We start from the raw sequence: 20,003 nt of genomic DNA on the forward strand, positions 1-20,003 counted from the left end.
AGTAAGGCGTGCCTAGGATGGGACGGTGACCTCGACTTCTGCACCGAACCCGGCCACTCCCCGAACCTCGCGACGAATCTTCGGCATCTCATTGGCGATCATCGCCGCATTGATCGCCGCATTCTTCGTCTTCGCGTCGCTGTACACCGAATTCCTCTGGTTCGACCAGGTGGGCTTCGCGGGAGTGCTCACCACCCGATGGTTCGCCACGGCGGTGATGTTCGTCGTCGGGTTCCTCGGCATGGCCGTCCCTCTGTTCGTGGCCATCCAGCTCGCGTACCGTCTGCGGCCCGTCTACGTGCGACTCAGCTCGCAGCTCGACCGGTACCAGGAGGTCATCGAGCCGCTGCGTCGACTCGCGATGTGGGGCATGCCGATCTTCTTCGGCCTGTTCGCAGGCTTCTCGGCGGCGAGCCAGTGGAAGACCGTGTGGCTCTGGGCCAACGGCGTCGCCACTGACGCGACCGACCCGCAGTTCGGCATGGACACGGGCTTCTACATGTTCGCGATGCCGTTCTACTCGATCCTTCTCGCGTTCGTGTCGGCGGTGCTCCTGCTCACCCTCATCGTGACGGCGCTCGTGTCGTACCTCTACGGCTCCGTCCGGATCGGACAGGGCGAGCTGCGCATCTCCAAGCCCGCTCGCATCCAGCTCGCGATCGTCGCGGGCCTCTACCTTCTGGTGCAGGCGGCCAGCCTCTGGCTCGACCGGTACAAGACGCTCGTCGCCCAGGACGACCGGATCGTCGGCCCCGCGTACACGGGCGTCAATGCGACCATCCCCGGGCTTGCGATCCTCACGATCATCGCCGCGATCGTCGCCGTCCTCTTCTTCGTCACGGCCGTCATCGGCCGCTGGCGCTTCCCGCTCGCCGCGACCGCGCTCCTCATCGTGGCGTCGCTCGTCGTCGGCGTCGGCTTCCCCTGGGCTGTCACCACCTTCCAGGTTCGCCCGAACCAGAACGCCTACCAGGCCGAGTTCTACCAGCGGAACATCGACGGAACGAAGGAGGCGTACGGGGTCGCCGACCTCGAGACGACTCCCTTCGAGGCCGAGACCGACGCCGAGGCCGGTCAGCTGCGTGAGGACGCCGAGACGACGGCATCCATCCGCATCGTCGACCCGAACGTGATTAGCCCGGCCGTGCGCCAGCTCGAGCAGTACCGCGGGTACTACCAGTTCCAGGAGAAGCTCGACGTCGACCGCTACGAGATCGACGGCGAGATGCAGGACACCGTGGTCTCGGTCCGAGACCTCGACATGAACGGCGTCGACGTCACGAACTGGAACAACCGCGCCGCGGTCTACACCCACGGCTACGGGCTCGTGGCCGCTGCCGGCAACCAGCGCACGAGCGACGGCGAGCCGGTGTTCCTCGAGCGAGGGATTCCCTCCTCCGGGTTCCTCACCGACCAGGAGAACTTCGAGCCGCGCGTGTACTTCGGTGAGAACTCTCCCGAGTACTCGATCGTCGGTGCACCTGACGGAACCGATCCCGTCGAGATCGACTACCCGCGAGGCAAGGACGGCGCGAGCGAGACCAAGACGACCTTCGATGGCGACGGTGGGCCGAAGATCGGCAGCACCTTCACGAAGCTGCTGTACGCGCTGAAGTTCCAGTCGGAGCAGATCCTGTTCTCGAACCTCGTCAACGACGACTCGCAGATCCTGTACGACCGCGATCCCAAGACGCGCGTGCAGAAGGTCGCCCCGTACCTCGAGCTCGACAGCGACCCGTACCCGAGCGTGGTCGACGGCAAGATCGTCTGGATCATCGACGGGTACACCACGAGCGCGACCTATCCCTACTCGACGAACGTGAGCCTGTCGGATGCGATCGCCGACTCGAACCTCCCGTCGCCGACGCTCGCGATCGATGAGATCAACTACATCCGCAACTCGGTCAAGGCCACGGTCGACGCCTACGACGGTTCGGTCACCCTCTACGCGTGGGACGACCAGGATCCGGTGCTGCAGACGTGGCAGAACATCTACCCGTCGACGCTCAAGTCGGTCAGCGACATGTCGGCCGACCTGATGAGCCATGTGCGGTACCCGACCGACCTCTTCAAGGTGCAGCGCGACATCCTCGGCACGTACCACATCGACACCGCGGGCTCGTTCGCTCAGCAGGACAACCGCTGGCAGACGCCGAACGATCCTCGGAGCGACTCGGTCCTGCAGCCCCCGTACTACCTGACGATGCAGATGCCCGGCCAGGATTCGCCGCGGTTCTCGATGTTCTCCACGTTCATCCCGTCCGCGCAGGGCGGCAGCAACCGTGACGTCCTGATGGGGTACCTGGCCGTCGACTCGGATGCCGGTTCGAAAGCCGGCGTGAAGGCCGAGGGCTACGGACAACTGCGGATGCTCGAGATCGACACCGATACGACGGTGCCTGGCCCCGGGCAGGTGCAGAACACCTACAACTCCGACACGGCCGTGGTGCCGCAGCTCAACTTGCTGCAGCAGGGAGAGTCTGAGGTCCTGTACGGCAACCTGCTGACGCTGCCGGTCGGTGGCGGTCTGCTCTATGTGCAACCGGTCTACGTGCAGTCGTCCGAGGGCACGAAGCTGCCGCGTCTGCAGAAGGTCCTCGTGGCCTTCGGCGACAAGGTCGCGTTCGAGGACACCCTGACCGCGGCGCTCGACACCCTGTTCGGCGGCGACGCCGGTGCGACGGGTGGCGACGATCAGGTCGAGCCCACGCCCGATCCCGACACCGGCGAGGTGCCGACCGAGCCGACCACGCCGACCGACGCGCAGGCCGAGGCTCTCGCCGCGGCGCAGCAGGCGCTCACCGACCGTGAGGCCGCTCTCAAGTCGGGCGACCTGACCAAGTTCGCCGAGGCCGACAAGCGTCTCACGGATGCGGTCAACACCCTCCTCGAGCTGGAGAGCTCGTCGGGGGAGTGAGTCCGCACTGACGACAGCCGAATGGGCGCCCCGGATGGGGCGCCCATTCGCGTTCCGGGGCTTCACCACCTGAGCATGCACGCTCGTGGTATCGACGCAACCCCCGCGCCTTCGTCTCGTCCCGGGGCTACCGTCGGGACTCTGGAGACGATCCCTCGTCTTCCGTACGGAGGAGCAGTCCGATGGGCACCGTCACTCGCATCGTGGTCGACGACGAGGAGTTCGTGCTCACGGCGGACCAGGACCTCGTCGACCTCATGGGCCGAATCGAGAAGGCCGCCCGCACGCGACCCACGTTCGTCGCATTCTCGGCCTCGGTGGGGATGATGAGCGTGCTCGTCTGCTCGGGTACGCGGGTGAAGGTCACCGTCGAACCGCAACAGGACCGGGATGACTTGCCTCTGGTGCCCGCGGATCCGTCTCTCGAGTGGGACTACTGATCCGTCGCCCTGTCGGATCGCACGATTCCGAGTCCGCGCCGGCAAAGCGAAAGGCCCTCTGACCTGGATTTCTCCGAGTCAGAGGGCCTTTCTTTTGTTGCGGGGACAGGATTTGAACCTGCGACCTCCGGGTTATGAGCCCGGCGAGCTACCGAACTGCTCCACCCCGCGGCACGAGTTATAGCCTAACACGGGAATCGGGAGTGCGCGAATCGAGGCCGCGATCGATGCGATGAGCGAGGATGGATCCATGTCAGAGACCCCTGCCGGGCCCGTCGGAGTTCCCGTCGCCGTATGCCAGTTCTCCCCGACGGCGTCCCGCGCCGAGAACCGGGAGACCATCGCGCGCCTCGCGGCCGATGCGGTGGCCAGGGGAGCCCGGCTGATCGTCTTCCCCGAGTACTCGAGCTACTTCGTCGACCCGATGGACGCGACCCTGGCCGACAACGCCGAGACCCTCGACGGTGATTTCGTGTCGACCCTGACCGCCCTGGCCGCCGACTACGGAGTCGTCATCGTGGCCGGTCTCGTCGAGCGCGCCTCGGACGCCGCACATGTGCGCAACACGGTCGTGGCCGTGCGCGGGGACGGCATCCTCGCCGTCTACCGCAAGCAGCACCTGTACGACGCATTCGGCCAGACCGAGTCCGAGTGGATCGAGGCGGGGGAGACAGGCACCGCCGCGACCTTCGAGATCGCCGGCATCCGGTTCGGTCTGATGACCTGCTACGACCTGCGGTTCCCCGAGGTGTCGCGCACCCTGATCGATGCCGGCGCGGATGCCCTCGTGGTGCCGGCCGAATGGGTGCGTGGCCCGCTCAAGGAGCAGCACTGGACCACACTGCTCGCGGCCCGGGCGATCGAGAACACCGCGTACGTGATCGGTGCCGACCATCCGACGCCGATCGGTGTCGGTCATTCGCAGATCGTCGATCCCCAGGGAGTGGTTCTCGCAGGGGTGGGAACGGCGGAGGGCATCGCGGTCGCCGCGGTCGAGCGTGTCGTGATCGACCGTGTGCGCGCCGTCAATCCGTCGCTGCGGGTTCGGCGCTACGCCGTCGTTCCTCGCTGAGCGGACTGGCTGCTGGCTCAGAAGCTCGATGCCAGCCGCGAGGCGGCCTCTTCGAGCACAGGCACCCGCTTGCACGCGGCGAAGCGCACGAGTCCCGCGTAGTCACCGCGTCGGCTCTCCGAGACGAAGGCCGTCAACGGGATCGCCACGACGCCGGCGCGCTCAGGCAGCTCGCGGCAGAACTGTGCCGCATCCGCCCCGCCGAGGGGCGAGGCATCGGCGACCGTGAAGTATCCGCCCTGGGGTGCGAACACGGTGAACCCCGCGGCGCGGAGGCCGGCCCCCAGGATCTCGTGCTTGGTCGCCAGCGTCGTCGCGGCTTCGGTGAAGAACTCGTCGCTCAGGCGAAGCCCCGCGGCGACGGCCGGCTGGAACGGTGAGCCGTTCACGTACGTGAGGTACTGCTTCACCGTGAGCACCGCCGTGATGAGTTCGGCGGGCCCATGCACCCAGCCGATCTTCCAGCCTGTGGTCGAGAACGTCTTGCCCGCTGACGAGATGGTCAGTGTGCGAGCGCCGGCACCCGGCAGAGTGGCGATCGGAGTGTGGGGTGCGTGGAAGGCGAGGTGCTCGTACACCTCATCCGTCACGATGATGGCGTCGTGCAGTTCCGCCAGGCGGACCACTTCGGCGAGGACGGCGCGATCGAACACGGCGCCGGTCGGGTTGTGCGGGTCGTTGACGAGGATGATCCGCGTGCGATCCGTGACGGCGGCGGCGAGCCGGTCGAGATCGGGTTGGAAGTCGGGCGCGCGCAGCGGAACGGTGCGCAGCCGAGCCCCGGCGAGCGCGACCGCTGCGGCGTAGGAGTCGTAGTAGGGCTCGAAGACGACGACCTCGTCGTCCGGGCCGTCGATCAGAGCGAGAAGCGTCGAGGTGAGCGCCTCGGTCGCACCGGCCGTCACGATGACCTCGCGCTCCGGGTCGACGTCGAGGCCGTAGAACCGGCGCTGATGCTCGCTGATCGCCGCGAGCAGATCGGGGATGCCGCGGCCGGGCGGGTACTGATTGGCGCCGCGAGCGATCGCGTCGCGTGCGGCTTCAAGCACCTCGGCAGGGCCGTCCTCATCAGGGAATCCCTGGCCGAGATTGATCGCTCCGGTTCGGGCCGCTGCAGCCGACATCTCTGCGAAGATGGTGGGCGCGACGGTTCCGTCGGATGCGAGCAGACCGGCTCCCGCTGCCGTGCGCCGCCAGGCGCCGGGGATGACACTCATGAAGAACAGGCTAAGGCCATAGCGGAAACTCAACTTCGCCATACGAAACGCACAGATACAGGGGCCACTCTGAGAGAGCGTCGTTGAAGGAGCACATCATGAACGAAGACAACAACCAGGACCACTCGGCACCCGCGTCGAACGACGCGGTGCCGTCCACCGAGGCAGCAGAGGTCGTCGACCGTTCGACGACGGATGCCGCCGCTGAGACCCCCGGCACGGCCGCCGGCCAGGGTCAGGGCCATGAGGTCCCCTCGACGTTCGCGTCGTCGCCCGTCGTCGCCCCGGCGGCGCCCCAGATTCCCACCCCCACGTTCGAAGCACCTGCGGCTCAGGGTTCGCCGGCCGCCCAGACGGTGCCGCAGCCCTACTTCGGTGCCCCGGGACAGCAGGTCCCCTCGCACCCGGGTGCTCCCACGGCCACGGCCACGGGGGCCGCGTTCGGCATCCACACCGCAGCCCAGACGGGTCAGCCCGTCGACGGCGCCACGAAGGTCAAGCAGCAGAAGCCTCGAGCCGGCGTGAAGTTCGCCGCGATCGTGGTCGCCGCGGCCCTCGTCGGCGGTGTCGCAGGCTTCGGCGGCGGCGCGATCCTCAACGGGATCTCGAACCAGAATTCGACCGGGGTCGCCCAAGGTCCCGAGACGGTGACCGTCAACAACCCCGGCTCGGTGAACGAGACGACCGCGGTCGCGACCGCCGCACTGCCCTCTGTGGTCACGATCGAGGTCGCGGGTTCCGATCAGGCGGGCAGCGGCTCGGGCGTGATCATCAGCGACGACGGCTATGTGCTGACCAACACGCACGTCGTCACCCTCGGCGGAGCCGTCGCCGACCCGACCATCAGGGTCACGACCTCGGACGGACGCATCTTCACGGCGACCGTCGTGGGCACCGACCCGATCTACGACCTCGCGGTCATCAAGCTCGAGGGCGCGAAAGACCTGACGCCGATCGACTTCGCAGACTCGTCGAAGCTCAACGTCGGTGACACCGCCGTGGCGCTCGGCGCTCCGCTCGGACTCTCGAACTCCGTGACGACCGGAATCGTCAGCGCGCTCAACCGCAGCATCCAGATCGCGTCGTCCGCTCTGCCCGACTCGTCGTCCGAGGACGCCCCGCAGGACGAGCAGACGCCCGATCAGGGTGACGGACAGGGTCCGTTCCAGTTCGACCTGCCCGGCAACACGTCGCAGCAGAGCTCGGAATCGATCTCGATCGCCGTCATCCAGACGGATGCCGCGATCAACCACGGCAACTCGGGTGGCGCGCTCGTCAACAGCAAGGGTCAGTTGATCGGCATCAACGTGGCGATCGCCAGCTCGGGAAGCTCGGAGGAGTCCGGATCGATCGGGATCGGGTTCGCGATCCCGGCGAACATCGCCCAGCGCGTCTCGGAGGAGATCATCGCCGACGGCGCCGCGAGCCACGGTCTGCTGGGAGCGTCGGTGCAGGATGCGGCGTCGGTCAAGGACGCCGAGGTCTCGGGCGCATACATCGCCGACGTCACCGACGGCGGTGCAGCGGCTGCCGGCGGACTGAAGGCCGACGACATCGTCACCGCGTTCAACGGCGTGCCGATCACCAACGCCAGCGACCTCACCGCGCAGGTGCGTGCGGCGGCCGCAGGCAGCGACGCGAAGGTCACCTACATCCGCGGCGGCAAGGAGTACGAGATCGACGTGACGCTGGGCGAACTCGCGGGCTGATCCCGCGCTCCCCGCGCACCGACAAGGACGCCACCCCGCGATAGGCTCGCGGGGTGGCGTCCTTCTCTTTCGGCTCCGGCAATGCGGCCAAGCTGCTCCGGATCCCGCTCTACGTCGCCGGACGCGTCGGCACGCTCCTCGTCCCGCGCGGCTCGCGCTGGGTCTTCGGCTGCGGCGCAGGGGTCGGTGATGGAGCGCTCGCCCTCCAACGCCTCGCCGCGGCGGAGGGCCACGACACGCTCTGGCTGACTTCGTCGGATCGCGAGGACCGCGATGCCGCGGCGCTCGGTCTTCGCGCAGTGCGCAAGGGCGGTCTGCGCGGCTGGTGGGCGACGGCCAGGGCCCGGGTCATCGTGGTGACGCATGGCCTCGGAGACGTGAACCGGTACGCGATCCCCGGCGGTTTCGTCGTGCAGCTGTGGCACGGCATCCCGCTGAAGCGCATCGGTCTCGATTCGCCGGCGACGACGCAGGTTCCGGCCGTTCCCGGCGCACCTCTGCTCCGGCGTCTGATCGGCATCCTCTACCGCCGGGCCGCCCGGCGGATCCGGGTGCTGCCCGCCGCCTCGCACCGCTCGCGGGGCCGTCTCGAATCCGCGTTCGCGCTCGGCGACGGGCGCGTCGTGGTCACGGGGGAGCCCCGGGTCGACGTGCTGTCGGTCGGCGAGCCCGACGAGCGGCGAGCCACGGCATCCGCGCTCCTCGGCCGCGCTGTGGGAGAGATTCCCGACACGACACGGACGATCCTGTACGCCCCGACCTGGCGCGACGGTGCGATCGATCCGGCTGTGCCCGATGCCGAGCAGTGGATCGAGATCATCCGACTCCTCGAACAGCGCGACGCCGTTCTGCTCGTCCGGTCGCATCCGCTCGGTGAGGGCGGATACGCACCGCCGCTGCCGAGCCGACGGGTGCGGATGCTGAGTGCGAGCGTCGTCGCGGACGTCACCCCCGTGCTTCCGGCGGTGGATGTCCTGATCACCGACTACTCGTCGCTAGCGTACGACGTGGGGCTCCTGCGCATGCCCGTGCTGTATCTGGCTCCCGACGCCGACGAGTACGCACGCACCAGGGGTTTCTACGGCCGCTTCCGCGACGTCGCGGGAGATGACGCCGCCGAGGGGTGGGGTGACCTGCTCCCGCAGCTGTCGGAGCTTCTGGGCGATGACGGCGTGTCCGCCGCGAGGTCGCAGCGTTCCGCTACGCTCAGCGCGGAGATGCACGCGTTCCGTGACGGACGCAACACCCGGCGCGTGTACGAGACAATCCGTGCGCGAGGCATCCCCGCGCCGAAGGGAGCAGCATGACCACGGCCCGGATCGATGAGGCGGCAGAGACGCTCATCATCGCAGGGGCCGGTCAGCGTCCCGCCACGGCGGAGCTGGTCGGACCTCGCGCGCGCGTCGCCGCTCGGATCACGGGCGGGGGCAAGACCTGGAAGGCGACCTTCCCGCTGCGCGCATCGCGCTGGGGCGGGGCAGAGCTTCCGCTGCCGACGGGAGACTACGACATCCGCGTCTCCGGCGTGGAGCTGGACGCACCCGAGATCACTCCCCAGGTACTGGCAGGGGTTCGCATCGCCGTCGAGGGGAACATCGCTCGTATCGCGGCACCGGTCGACCCCGCCTACGAGACGGCCGAAGGGCAGTCGACCCTCGAGGGCCGCTACGTCGCTCACCCCGGCGGCACCGAGAACGCGGTCTTCTTCGAGAGCTTCTACGGGCGCAGCGTCGGCTGCAATCCGCAGGCGATCGATCGTGCGCTGTCGGCGCAGGCTCCTGACGTCGTGCGCTACTGGAGCGTCGTCGACCTCTCCGTCGCGGTGCCGGAGGGAGCCATCGCGGTCGTCGAGGGGAGCCCCGAGTGGTGGCGCGCCCGGGCGGCTGCGCGGCTGCTCATCGTGAACGACTGGCTGCGCCGACGCTTCGCGCGCAAGCCCGGCCAGAAGGTCTTGCAGACGTGGCACGGCACGCCCCTCAAGCGCCTCGCCCTGCATCGCCCCGGGTTCGACCCCCGGCGGATGGCCGCGGTCGTGAAGGAGTCACGTCGCTGGGACGTGCTGCTCGCGCAGAACACATACTCGGAGCGCATTCTGCGCAAGGCATACGCGTTCCTCGGCCGTCCGATCTGGGTCGAGGGCTATCCTCGCGACGACTCGCTGGTCACCGGTGACGCCGCCGCGATCCGGGCCGCACTCGGCATCGCCGACGGTGAGCGCGTGCTGCTGTACGCACCCACCTGGCGTGACGACCGCAGCGAGATGGTCGACTTCGTCGATCCTGAGGCGCTGGCCGGTCAGACCGACTCGGTCGTGCTCGTGCGAGGGCACTCCCGCACGATCCACACCGACCGTGACCGCTCGGGAGCACGGGTGATCGACGTCACCGGGTACCCCGAGACTTCGCAGCTGCTGCTCGCCGCAGATGCCCTGATCACCGACTACTCGTCGGTCATGTTCGATTTCAGCGTCACCGGCAAGCCCATGTACTTCCTCGTCCCCGATCTCGAGCACTATCGGGGAGCGCTCCGAGGGTTCTACTTCGACCTCGAAGCCCGTGCACCCGGACCGCTCGTGCACTCGCAGGACGAACTCGTCTCCGCGCTCGCCGACGTCACGCACGAGAAGGTCTATGCGGAGCGCTACACGGCGTGGCGCGCGCAGTTCAATTCCAGGGACGACGGTCACGCGGCAGAGCGGGTCGTCGCGCGCATCCTCGATCAGGGGTACGTGACCCGCTGAGTCGACCGGCGCCACCCTCCCGCTCAGGGGAGGGGGGTGTTGCGCGTGCCCAGTCGTGAGGCGTCGACCGTGTCGCGTGCTCCGCGGAGCACGCCGCCGAGGAAGCCGAGTCCCCACGAGAGGTGCATGGTGGGCAGCACGAGAAGAGTCCACAGCCGCTGACGGGCCCCGCCACCACCGGGCAGGCAGGCGACGGCGATCACGAGCAGCAGGTACGCCAGGAGCGGCAGGTAGACCACCGCCGAGATGACAATGGAGAGCAGCCCGGTGAGCACCCCGGTCATCTGCAGCAGCCCCACGAGGACGGCGATCACGACGAGCACGACGAGCGCGGGAGGCGCGAAGAAGCGGATGCCGTTGCGCCGCCCGAATCGGCGCACGAGCTCTCCGCGCCAGGCGCCGGTCGCTCGGAACTGTCGTGCCAGGCGCAGCCAGCTCTCGCGGGGCCAATACGTCACCGAGAGGCTCGGGTCGAACCAGACCAGGTGACCGGCCTGGCGGATGCGGAGGTTGAGCTCCCAGTCCTCGCCTCGGCGGATCGTCTCGTCGAAGAGCCCGACCTCGTCGAGCACGGCGCGGCGCATCACGCCGAGATAGGCGGATTCGGCTTCTCCCTCGTGCGTGCCACCGTGGTAGGCGCCGCCCCCGAGGCCGACGGGGGAGTTGTAGAGTCGTGCGACCGCCCTCTGGAACGGCGCTCGTCCGTCGGCGTGCATCACGCCTCCGACGTTGGCGGCGCCGGTGCGCTCGAGCGTCTCCAGCGCGCGCGCCGCGTAGCCGGGGGCGAGCTCGGAGTGCGCGTCGACACGGATGATGGTCGCGTACCGGCTGGCGCGGATCGCCGCGTTCAATCCGACGGGGATGTGCGCGGCGGGGTTGTCGACGAGCCGGATGCGGGCATCGCCCGCGGCGAGGCGCTGTGCGAGCTCCGTCGTGCCGTCGGTCGAAGGGCCGAGTGCGAGCACGAGCTCAGCGGGCACCGTCAGCTCCTGGGCCAGCACGGAGTTGATCGCGTGCTCCAGATAGGCGCGTTCATTGAGCACGGGCATGACGAACGACACTCCGGCTTCTGGCGCATCGTTGTCGTTGACTGGCACATGACGATCATGGCATGGGCTCGTCGGGCGTTCGCTGATTCCGAAGCAGGCCGCCCGTTGCGGAACCCGTCGGACGTGGCGTCGGCACTCGGTATCCTGGAGGGATGGGTGCAGTGTCCGACGCGAAGAAGGCATACCGTCTGCTGAAGCGGGCGCTGGCCTCGCGTAAGGCGGTGCAACGGGTACGCCGGCGGCTCTCGGACCGCGAGCCGCACCCTCTGGACCACTATCAGGTCGCCGTCTACTTCGCCGACGGTGCGGTCAACATGTACCAGATGCGCCAGTGGTACCGACCGCTTGCCGAGCTTTCGAAGCGCTGGCCCGTCGTGGTGCTGTCGCGATCGGCTACCGGCGCCGACAAGCTGCTCGATGAGGATGGACCGCCGGTCGCGTTCGTGCCGACCGTGCGAGACCTCGAGCGCTTCATCGCCGCACAGGACATCCGCGTGGTCCTATATGTGAATCAGAACACCCGCAACTTCCAGATGTTCCGCTACGGGCGGCGCTGGCACGTGTTCATCAACCACGGCGAGTCCGACAAGATGTACATGACCACCAACCAGTACAAGGCGTACGACTACGCACTGGTGGCGGGGCAGGCGGCTCGGGATCGTCTCTCGCGCACGCTCTGGGACTGGGACATCGACAGCCGCACGATCGAGATCGGTCGACCGCAGGCCGACCACTACTCGGGGACTCTGCCGTACACCCCGGATGAGCGCATCGTCGTGCTCTACGCGCCCACATGGGAGGGCGACCGCCCGAGCGCGCACTACGGTTCGATCGCGACCCACGGCGAAGCGCTCGTCAAGGCGCTGCTCGCGTCGAAGCTCCACCGGGTCATCTACCGCCCGCACCCTCGCAGTGGGGTGGTCGACGACGAGTACGGTGCGGCGCACCGACGGATCATCGCAGCCATCGCCGCGGCCAACTCCTCGGACGCCGCCGCGCAGCACGTGTACGACGACGGTGCGGATCTCGGCTGGCAGCTCGCTGCCGCGGATGTGGCGATCGTCGACATCTCGGCGATGGTCTACGACCGCCTCGCCGTCGGCAAGCCGTTGATGATCACACGCCCGGCCGACGACCGCGCGTCGATCGACACCAACGGATATCTGTCGGACTGCGAATGGCTGACCGCAGACGGCGCGGTCGACATCATCGCCGAGGTCGAGCGCGTGCGCGCCGACGAGGCGGCGATCGCACGTCTTCGGATGTGGGTGCAGCACTACTTCGGTGACACGACACCGGGCGTCGCCACCGCGAAATTCCACGGGGCGATCGATCGCCTCATGCAGGAGTGGGATCGCTGGCAGGCGAACGAGATCGGCGCCGTGCGCACCGACGAGGACGACGACGACGAAGAGGCCGACGAGGAAGAGGTCTGACGGTGGACCTGCCCGTCACCCGCACGGTCGCTTCGCACCTCGAGGTGCTGTCCGAGGCCGGCTCGACGAACGCCGTTCTGAACGAGCACGCAGCGGATGCCGGCGTCTGGCCACACCTCTCCGTGGTCGTGACCGACAACCAGACGGCGGGCCGTGGGCGGTTGGACCGCTCCTGGATCGCACCGCCGGGAGCGTCGCTCGCTGTCTCCGTGCTTCTGCGGCGGCTTCCGGCCGCCGATGTGCGCGGGTGGATCCCCCTCGCGGCCGGGGTCGCGATGGCGGATGCGATCGCCGATCAGCTTCCCGACCACACCGTTGCGGTCAAGTGGCCGAACGACATCCTGGTCGACGGGCGGAAGATCTGCGGCATCCTCGCACAGGCGACCACCGATGCGGTGATCGTCGGCACCGGGATCAACACGGCGATGGTCTCGGCGGAGCTCCCGGTTCCGACGGCGACGTCGTTCGCCGTGCTCGGAGTCGAGGCGGACGCCGACCGACTGCTCGCGACCTATCTGCACCGGCTCGATGTGCTGCTCGGAGAGCTCACCGCTGCCGGCGACGCGGTCTCGAGCGGTCTGCACTCCTCGGCGAGCGAGCGATGCGCGACGATCGGCCTCGACGTGGCGGTGTCGCTTCCCGGGGACCGCACCCTCGTCGGGGAGGCGACAGCTCTCGATGCCGAAGGCCGGCTCGTGGTGGCGTCGGGCGGTGTCGAGCACACCGTCTCGGCGGGCGACGTCGTGCACGTCCGACCGGCCTGAGTCTGACACGCCCGGGCGCGGGGAGCGCCGATGTCGGTCCTTCCAGGCACAATGGAGGGGTGACCCAGCCCGTGACTCTCGGCGGAAGGCCGACGATGCCACCGCCAGGCGTGCCCACAGAAGAGCTGCTCATCGCGCGGTTCCGCACCCACGCGCGCCGGCTCTTCTGGTCCGCCCTGGTCCTGATAGGCGTGTTCGGTGCCACGGCCTACTTCTTCGACAATCTTCCGGCTCCGTTCGAGAACTGGATGCTGCTGAGCGCAGCGGGTGCGCTCGTGCTCCTGCTCGTGGTCGTGCCGTACGTCGTCTGGTATTCGCGCACGGTCACCGTCACGACCCGACGAGTCATCGTCCGTCACGGGATCGGAGCCCGTAGCCGCCGTGAGATGTCCCACGCGCGGGGGTACACGATCGGAGTGCGCCGCGGAGTGCTGCAGCGTCTGTGGGGTGTGGGCACCATCACCCTCTCGAACGGGGTCGACGAACCGCTGCGTCTCCCGAACGTGCCTACGGTGACACTCGTGCACGAGACACTCGCCGACCAGATCGAGGTCAGCCAGATCCTCGCGCATCGCGACGCGCAGTCGGGGCAGGACGCTCAGACCTCGTTCTGAGCGATGCCGACATCGGCGCGAGACGTGTGATCGGTGTTCGCGTGGATGCGCGAGAATGGTCAGGACGAATGGAGACGGCACATGGCGTTGCGTGTTGGCGTGATCGGTGGAGGCCAGCTGGCCAGGATGATGATCGCTCCGGCGGTCGAACTCGGACTCGACCTGCGGGTGCTCGCTGAAGACGAGGGCATGTCGGCGCAGCTCGCCGCGACCGCTGTCGGCGACTACCGCGATCTCGAGGTCGTTCGCGCCTTCGTGAAGGATGTCGACGTCGTCACCTTCGACCACGAGCACGTTCCGCAGGAGATCCTTCGTGCGCTCGTCGCCGACGGTGTGGCCGTGCATCCGGGGCCGCATGCGCTGCAGTTCGCGCAGGACAAGCTGGTCATGCGCGCTCGCCTCGCTGAACTGGGAGTGCCGCAGCCCGACTGGGCGCCGGTTCGCGACCTCGCCGAGCTGCAGGCGTTCCTCGACGAACACGACGGCAAGGGCGTCGTGAAGACGCCGCGGGGCGGATACGACGGCAAGGGCGTGCGGGTCGTGCGCGCGGCGGCCGAGGCTCAGGACTGGTTCGATGCTCTGGCCGAGGGCGAGGCGCTGCTGGTCGAGGAGCTCGTCGGATTCGTGCGCGAGCTCGCGCAGCAGGTCGCTCGTCGTCCCAGTGGCGAGGTCGTCGCGTACCCGGTGGTCGAGACGGTGCAGCGAGACGGGGTGTGCGCCGAGGTGATCGCGCCCGCTCCGCAGGCACCCGACCGTCTCGTCGAGGTGGCCGAGCAGATCGGGCGATCGATCGCCGAGGGGCTCGGCGTCACGGGGATGCTCGCCGTGGAGCTCTTCGAGACCGACGACGAGCGGATCCTGGTGAACGAACTGGCGATGCGCCCACACAACAGCGGGCACTGGAGCCAGGACGGCGCGGTGACCGGGCAGTTCGAGCAGCATCTGCGCGCGGTCGCTGATCTGCCGCTCGGCGACACGACGCCGCGCGCGCCGTGGTCCGTGATGATCAACATCCTCGGAGGCCCGAAGGACGGCTCGCTCGGGGACCGTTTCGCCGGTGCCATGACGGGGTATCCCTCGGCCAAGATCCACACCTATGGCAAGGAGCCGCGTCCCGGCCGCAAGGTCGGCCACGTGAACGTGTCGGGCGACGACCTCGACGACGCCGTGTACATCGCACGGGCGGCAGCGGCCCACTTCGATTGAGGGTTCATTCAGAGGTGTGCCGTTCGGGGTTTCTCCCAGCAGCAGACCGTAGCCTGAGTGGGTGACTGAGCCATTGCACTCCTCCGCAGCGCCCCTCGTCGGCGTCGTCATGGGTTCCGACTCCGACTGGCGTGTCATGAGCGATGCGTCTCAGTCGTTGAGTGACTTCGGAATCCCGCACGAGGTCGAGGTCGTCTCGGCGCACCGCACGCCGGACAAGCTGATGCAGTACGCGCGCGAGGCGCGTGGTCGCGGCATCCGCGTGATCATCGCGGGTGCCGGCGGGGCCGCCCACCTGCCGGGAATGCTCGCTTCGATGACGGCGTTGCCGGTCATCGGCGTCCCGGTGCCCCTCGCGTACCTCGACGGGATGGACTCGCTTCTGTCGATCGTGCAGATGCCGGCGGGCATCCCGGTCGCGACCGTGTCGATCGGGGGAGCGCGCAACGCGGGCATCCTCGCCGCGCGGATCCTGGGCACGTCGGATGAAGACCTCGCGGATCGCGTCGAAGCGTACGCGCTCGACCTCGAGGCGCAGGTCGAGGAGAAGAACGAACGGTTGAAGGGCTCGCTGTGACCCTTGCGCCGCCGAGAGGTACGGCGCGACCGCTCATCGAAACCCGTCCGCTCCGGCATCCGGATCCGACGGATGCCGCGACGATGACCAAGCGCGGCTGGTGGCTTGTCGTGCTGAACCTGATCGTGCCGGGCTCCGCTCAGGTGCTGGCGGGTAATCGCAGACTCGGACGCATCGGCTTGGGGGCGACTCTTCTCGCGTGGTTCCTGGTGATCGTCGGCGCCGGTCTCGCTCTCTTCGCGCGACCCGTGCTGCTGTGGCTGACCGTCGGCGGCGGCTGGTTCTCGGCCGTCATCCTCACGCTCGTGCAGGTGTTGATGGTCGCGTACATCGTGCTGTGGATCGTGCTCACCTTCGACGTGCTGCGTCTCGTGCGGCTCGTCAGGATCCCCGCTCCCTCGAAGTTCGCCATCCCGCTCGTCGCGATTCTGCTTCTCGGTCTGGTCGGCACCGGCATGGGGTATGCCGCGTCGTACGTCGGCACCGCCCGAGGGACGATCAGCACGCTCTTCGGCCAGAGCGGTCCGAGTCTGCCGCCGAGTGACGGCTACTACAACATCCTCCTTCTCGGCGCCGACAGCGGAGAAGGACGCGACTCGATGCGGTACGACAGCATCTCCGTGGTCTCCGTGAACGCGACCTCCGGTGCCGTCACCATCACCGGAATCCCGCGAGAGCTGCCCGGGGCGCCGTTCAGTGAGGGCAGCCCGATGCAGGCACTGTACCCCGACGGATTCGAAGGGCACAGCTCGAACTCGTGCGGATGGAACGGCTGGATGAACCACGTCCGCAACGCTGCGGAGATCTGCCGAGAAGACCAGGGCACGGGCCTTTACCCGGACGCAGCCGCGCACGGGTCGGATCCCGGAATCGAGGCGACCAAGGACGCGGCCGAAGGTGTTCTGGGCATTGAGATCCCGTACTACGTGTTCGTCGACATGCACGGCTTCGCGGCTCTCGTCGATGCGCTCGGGGGTGTGGACATCAACGTGACCGAACGGCTTCCCAAGGGCGGTCCCGGCGATGCCGTCGATCCGAAGGACGTCGACTCATGGGCGATCGGATGGATCGAGGTCGGTCAGCAGCACATGGACGGCGACACCGCCCAGTGGTACGCGCGATCGCGGTATACGACCAGTGATTGGGACCGCATGAAGCGACAGCGCGAGCTGCAGGAGGCGATCCTCGCGCAGTTCACGCCTCAGACGGTGTTGACGCGATTCAACGAGGTGGCGGCGGCGGGAACCGCGCTGATCGACACCGACCTCCCTCAGGACAAGCTCCCGGAGTTCTTCGATCTGATGACGAAGGCGAAAGAGCTGCCGATCACGACGATCGAGCTCACCCCCGACAACGGCGTGGACGAGCACGAGCCGAACTACGACTACATCCACGACATGATCCAGCAGAAGCTGCACCCGCCGACGGAGACGCCGACACCGACGCCGTGATGCCGACTCGTCGGGCTGCCACGGTCAACTGGTGAGTGACTCGGACTCTGGCTGGGCTCCGGGCGACACATCGATCCGTTTCGGCGCGCGAATAAGCCCACGACCGCCACCTGAGAGTGAGGGTGGCGGTCGTGGGCATCCGGTGCGAGACCGGATTCACCAGACGACGGTGATCGGAGGGGGAGGGACCACCGTCGTCCAGTCGATCCCCGCTTGGCACGGGGATCTGACCTAGGCGCGCTTGCGGCGAGTGATCCCTGTTGCGACGAGTGCCCCGCCGGCGACCAGGGCAGCTGCCCCGCCGCCGATGAGCCACGGCGACACGCTTCCACCGGTCAGCGCGAGCTCGAGGCCGCCACCGGTGAGCGGAAGCTCAGTGCCGGAGGCGACAGCTGCAGGATCGTGCTCGCAGCTCGCCGCGGCATCGTGCCCCTGTGAGACCGTGATGGTCGCCGTGTACGAACGTGAGCCGTCGAACGCGAGCGCGTAGGATCCCTGTCCGTCGGACGGCGGGCGGTAGGTGACCACGAGGCTGCCGTCGGCAGCTGCCGTGTTCCCCGAGACCGCCGAGTCGCCGGCGTCGAGACCCGAGACGGACACGCCGACGTTCTCGGAAGGCTGGAAGTAGCCGGCTCCGAAGGCGACGGTCGAGACCTCACAGGTGTCGATGATCGGTTGATCGACGCTCACGCGCGGTGGCTCCGAGTACGAGTCGGACCCGCTCGGTGCGGCAGAGGCGACAGCAGGTGCCATGAGCACGAGTGCGCCAGCGGTAAGGCTGATGGCAGCCAGTTTCTTCAGCATGATTCTCCCCAGAATTTCATGCGGAATCGCATCCGGATACACCCCTGCACCCGACTGCGTGAGCTCTTTCTGTCCCCACGACAGAATTGCAGAACCCAGATATTCCCCAGTGAGAATGACCCTACATCATCGGATCGGGAAAGTCACGATGCGCAACGCAGTTGTTCTCGAGATGTCTCGGGCGTGCGGATCATCGGCGTGTGGTCGACGACGGTCAGCCGTTCTCCCGCGCCCGTGCCCTGGTACTCGACCGTGATCGTGGAGGACTCGCCCGGTGCCAGGAGCAGCTCGTGCTGGACGGCGGAACGCGAGCCCAGGAGCGCGGTCTGTACGGCCTCCTCCTTGCCGTCTCGGTCGATGTGCGACGGCGTGGCGCCTTCGGGCCCGTACACGGTGACGAGCGTGCGGACGGAGCCCGCGGGCACCCCGTAGAAGCCATCGGCCGTGACATAGGGCGGCAGCGAGGTCGCTGCATCCGCCGGTGCGTCATTGGTCCAGGTGACGGTCACCTGTGTCGTCGGCTGCCCGTCGCAGGTGCCGATCGACGTCGAGATGGCGGCGTTCGTGTAGTAGTCCATCTTGCCGCCGGTGGTGTCGTTGAACAGCACACCCACATGCGTCTCCGTGTCATCGGTGGGCAGGGCGCCGCCGAGGGAAGAGGCGGAGAGCAGATCCTCCTCGTCGTCGTGCGCGCTCCAGATGCGGATGCGTCCTTGATCCGCGGACGTGGCGAGAGCGGCGACGAGATCCTTGGGGTCTGCCTTCGTCAGCGCGGCGGAGAGGAGCACGCCGGCTGCCTGCGAGAAGATCTCATCCTGTGCCCTCGGATCGGGAACGGCCGCGTAGATCTCCGAGAGGAGCAGGCTCACGACCGTCTCCTTGGTCACGTCGAACGGTCCGAACGACAGGGGACCGGTGGCTGCGAGAAGATTCTCGGTCATCACGGCGTCGACCGCGATGACGCCGTCGACCGTCTGCCCGAAGCGCTCCTGCCAGCGCGTGGCGATGGCCGGTCCGGCCTCGGTGAAATCGGGGACGCTGGTCAGGTTCTGCATGTAGCGGCCGGGCTGATCCTCGAAGAGCGCGACGGTCGAGTCGCTCAAGGGGAGAGGAGTGTCGAGCGCCGGGAAGTCCGGGACGGATGCCTGCTGGACGAGCGTGATCCGACCGCTCTCCGCGTGGAGGAGGGCGATCGCGCCGATGATGCCGCCGGACGAGCGGAGCTCAGCATTGTTCTGCATCGCGATCACGTAGTTCCGCGGTTCCTCCGCGCCGAGCATGCTCGGGAGCAGAGCGGCTGCACCGTGCAGCGAGCCGACGACTGTCGCTGCCTGGGTGACGGTGGAACGCATCTCTCGCACCGCATCTGCGAGCGGGGGGAGGGTCGCATCCGCGTCGATCCCGAGCGCGCGCTCCTCTGCCGCGTTCAACGTGTCGCTCGCATCGGCGAGGGAGGGCTCGATCGCCGCGAACGGCGTCAGGTCGATGACTCCTCCGGACAGGCCCAGGCTTGCGAGGTCGAGTTCTCCTGCCGCGTCGAGCACGGGGACGAGCGCGTCAGCGGCGACGTCGTCAGCGATCTCGGCCACATCGCTCACGGCGGAGAAGTTCGGTCCCAACCACGGCACGAAGGCGAAGCCCTGCCAGACCGGGTCGGAGGTGAGGTCATGTGCCGACTTCGCATGGTGGGCGATGCGCGCGGAGAGCGACGCGGCCTTGTCGAGATCGCCCTCACCGATGGCCGCCTTGAGCTTCGACGACGACGACGCGACCTGCTGGAGATCGTTCACCGCGCCGATGCCGCGGATCGTGACCCATCCGGTCGCGAGCACGAGGAGCGTCAGGATCACGCCGATGGTCCACTGCAACCACCGACGACGTACAGGGAGGCGTCCGTCACTCACCCCTGCATTCAAGCACGATGCGGCATATCGGAGGGAACGGAGATCGGTGCTGGTTGCTGCGGCCACGCTCCCGGGTTCTGGAGGCGCAGGCGACTACTGTTGT

The 20,003-nt window shown here is 68.0% G+C and carries 16 protein-coding genes and 1 tRNA gene; 12 read left to right on the forward strand and 5 right to left on the reverse strand.

What is annotated here, in order from left to right; translation table 11 throughout:
- The first annotated feature begins 25 nt into the window (after positions 1-25).
- Together JOF42_RS08735 and JOF42_RS08740 are read left to right on the forward strand one after the other, a co-directional pair.
- Positions 26-2,917 carry a UPF0182 family membrane protein gene (locus JOF42_RS08735; protein WP_210097508.1) on the forward strand — a complete coding sequence of 964 codons (2,892 nt, stop codon included), beginning with the start codon at positions 26-28 and terminating at the stop codon, positions 2,915-2,917.
- A 182-nt stretch (positions 2,918-3,099) separates the two neighbouring features.
- Positions 3,100-3,357, forward strand: a complete 258-nt coding sequence (locus tag JOF42_RS08740; RefSeq protein ID WP_210097509.1) for a hypothetical protein — start codon at positions 3,100-3,102, stop codon at positions 3,355-3,357.
- A 97-nt stretch (positions 3,358-3,454) separates the two neighbouring features.
- Here JOF42_RS08740 and JOF42_RS08745 read toward each other — a convergent pair.
- Positions 3,455-3,528, reverse strand: a tRNA-Met gene (locus JOF42_RS08745).
- A gap of 79 nt (positions 3,529-3,607) precedes the next feature.
- Between JOF42_RS08745 and JOF42_RS08750 the strand changes: the two genes are divergently transcribed.
- Complete coding sequence (locus JOF42_RS08750) at positions 3,608-4,429, forward strand: carbon-nitrogen hydrolase family protein (RefSeq protein WP_210097510.1); 822 nt, start codon at positions 3,608-3,610, stop codon at positions 4,427-4,429.
- 17 nt (positions 4,430-4,446) lie between these two features.
- Here the strand turns inward: JOF42_RS08750 and JOF42_RS08755 are convergent, their stop codons facing one another.
- Positions 4,447-5,646, reverse strand: coding sequence for an aminotransferase class I/II-fold pyridoxal phosphate-dependent enzyme (locus JOF42_RS08755; protein ID WP_210097511.1), 1,200 nt, complete (start codon positions 5,644-5,646; stop codon positions 4,447-4,449).
- A gap of 98 nt (positions 5,647-5,744) precedes the next feature.
- Here JOF42_RS08755 and JOF42_RS08760 point away from each other — a divergent pair, with 98 nt between their 5' ends.
- Genes JOF42_RS08760 through JOF42_RS08770 form a run of 3 tightly spaced genes read left to right on the forward strand, consistent with a single transcriptional unit; the run spans position 5,745 to position 10,095 of the window.
- Positions 5,745-7,355 (forward strand): S1C family serine protease, encoded by a 1,611-nt coding sequence (locus JOF42_RS08760; protein WP_245340761.1) that lies wholly within the window; start codon positions 5,745-5,747, stop codon positions 7,353-7,355.
- Positions 7,356-7,408: 53 nt separating this feature from the next.
- Positions 7,409-8,662: a CDP-glycerol glycerophosphotransferase family protein gene (locus tag JOF42_RS08765; RefSeq protein ID WP_210097512.1), complete on the forward strand. Its 1,254-nt coding sequence runs from the start codon at positions 7,409-7,411 to the stop codon at positions 8,660-8,662.
- Positions 8,659-10,095, forward strand: a complete 1,437-nt coding sequence (locus JOF42_RS08770) for a CDP-glycerol glycerophosphotransferase family protein (RefSeq protein WP_210097513.1) — start codon at positions 8,659-8,661, stop codon at positions 10,093-10,095. The genes JOF42_RS08765 and JOF42_RS08770 overlap by 4 nt, the downstream gene beginning before the upstream one ends.
- A gap of 23 nt (positions 10,096-10,118) precedes the next feature.
- Here the strand turns inward: JOF42_RS08770 and JOF42_RS08775 are convergent, their stop codons facing one another.
- Positions 10,119-11,192, reverse strand: a complete 1,074-nt coding sequence (locus JOF42_RS08775) for a glycosyltransferase family 2 protein (RefSeq protein WP_486348011.1) — start codon at positions 11,190-11,192, stop codon at positions 10,119-10,121.
- A 104-nt stretch (positions 11,193-11,296) separates the two neighbouring features.
- Here JOF42_RS08775 and JOF42_RS08780 point away from each other — a divergent pair, with 104 nt between their 5' ends.
- The 6 genes from JOF42_RS08780 to JOF42_RS08805 all read left to right on the forward strand — a co-directional run bounded on the left by JOF42_RS08780 (position 11,297) and on the right by JOF42_RS08805 (position 17,192).
- The gene (locus JOF42_RS08780) at positions 11,297-12,580 is read left to right on the forward strand and encodes a CDP-glycerol glycerophosphotransferase family protein (protein ID WP_210097514.1); all 1,284 of its coding nucleotides are present in this window, start codon (positions 11,297-11,299) and stop codon (positions 12,578-12,580) included.
- Between the two features lie 2 nt (positions 12,581-12,582).
- Positions 12,583-13,344, forward strand: a complete 762-nt coding sequence (locus JOF42_RS08785; RefSeq protein ID WP_307803570.1) for a biotin--[acetyl-CoA-carboxylase] ligase — start codon at positions 12,583-12,585, stop codon at positions 13,342-13,344.
- Between the two features lie 59 nt (positions 13,345-13,403).
- Entirely contained in the window at positions 13,404-13,958 is a 555-nt protein-coding gene (locus tag JOF42_RS08790; protein WP_372443552.1) for a PH domain-containing protein, read from the forward strand.
- Positions 13,959-14,039: 81 nt separating this feature from the next.
- Positions 14,040-15,164 carry a 5-(carboxyamino)imidazole ribonucleotide synthase gene (locus JOF42_RS08795; protein ID WP_210097515.1) on the forward strand — a complete coding sequence of 375 codons (1,125 nt, stop codon included), beginning with the start codon at positions 14,040-14,042 and terminating at the stop codon, positions 15,162-15,164.
- Between the two features lie 109 nt (positions 15,165-15,273).
- Positions 15,274-15,741, forward strand: coding sequence for a 5-(carboxyamino)imidazole ribonucleotide mutase (gene purE, locus JOF42_RS08800; RefSeq protein ID WP_210099143.1), 468 nt, complete (start codon positions 15,274-15,276; stop codon positions 15,739-15,741).
- 83 nt (positions 15,742-15,824) lie between these two features.
- Positions 15,825-17,192, forward strand: coding sequence for an LCP family glycopolymer transferase (locus JOF42_RS08805; protein WP_245340762.1), 1,368 nt, complete (start codon positions 15,825-15,827; stop codon positions 17,190-17,192).
- A gap of 231 nt (positions 17,193-17,423) precedes the next feature.
- On the opposite strand, the gene JOF42_RS08810 is transcribed toward JOF42_RS08805, so the two are convergent.
- Positions 17,424-17,882: an LAVTG motif-containing sortase-dependent surface protein gene (locus tag JOF42_RS08810; protein WP_307803571.1), complete on the reverse strand. Its 459-nt coding sequence runs from the start codon at positions 17,880-17,882 to the stop codon at positions 17,424-17,426.
- A gap of 257 nt (positions 17,883-18,139) precedes the next feature.
- Positions 18,140-19,900, reverse strand: a complete 1,761-nt coding sequence (locus JOF42_RS08815) for a DUF4012 domain-containing protein (RefSeq protein WP_210097518.1) — start codon at positions 19,898-19,900, stop codon at positions 18,140-18,142.
- Positions 19,901-20,003 lie beyond the last annotated feature (103 nt).

This window comes from Microbacterium phyllosphaerae (assembly GCF_017876435.1).
GTDB lineage: Bacteria > Actinomycetota > Actinomycetes > Actinomycetales > Microbacteriaceae > Microbacterium > Microbacterium phyllosphaerae.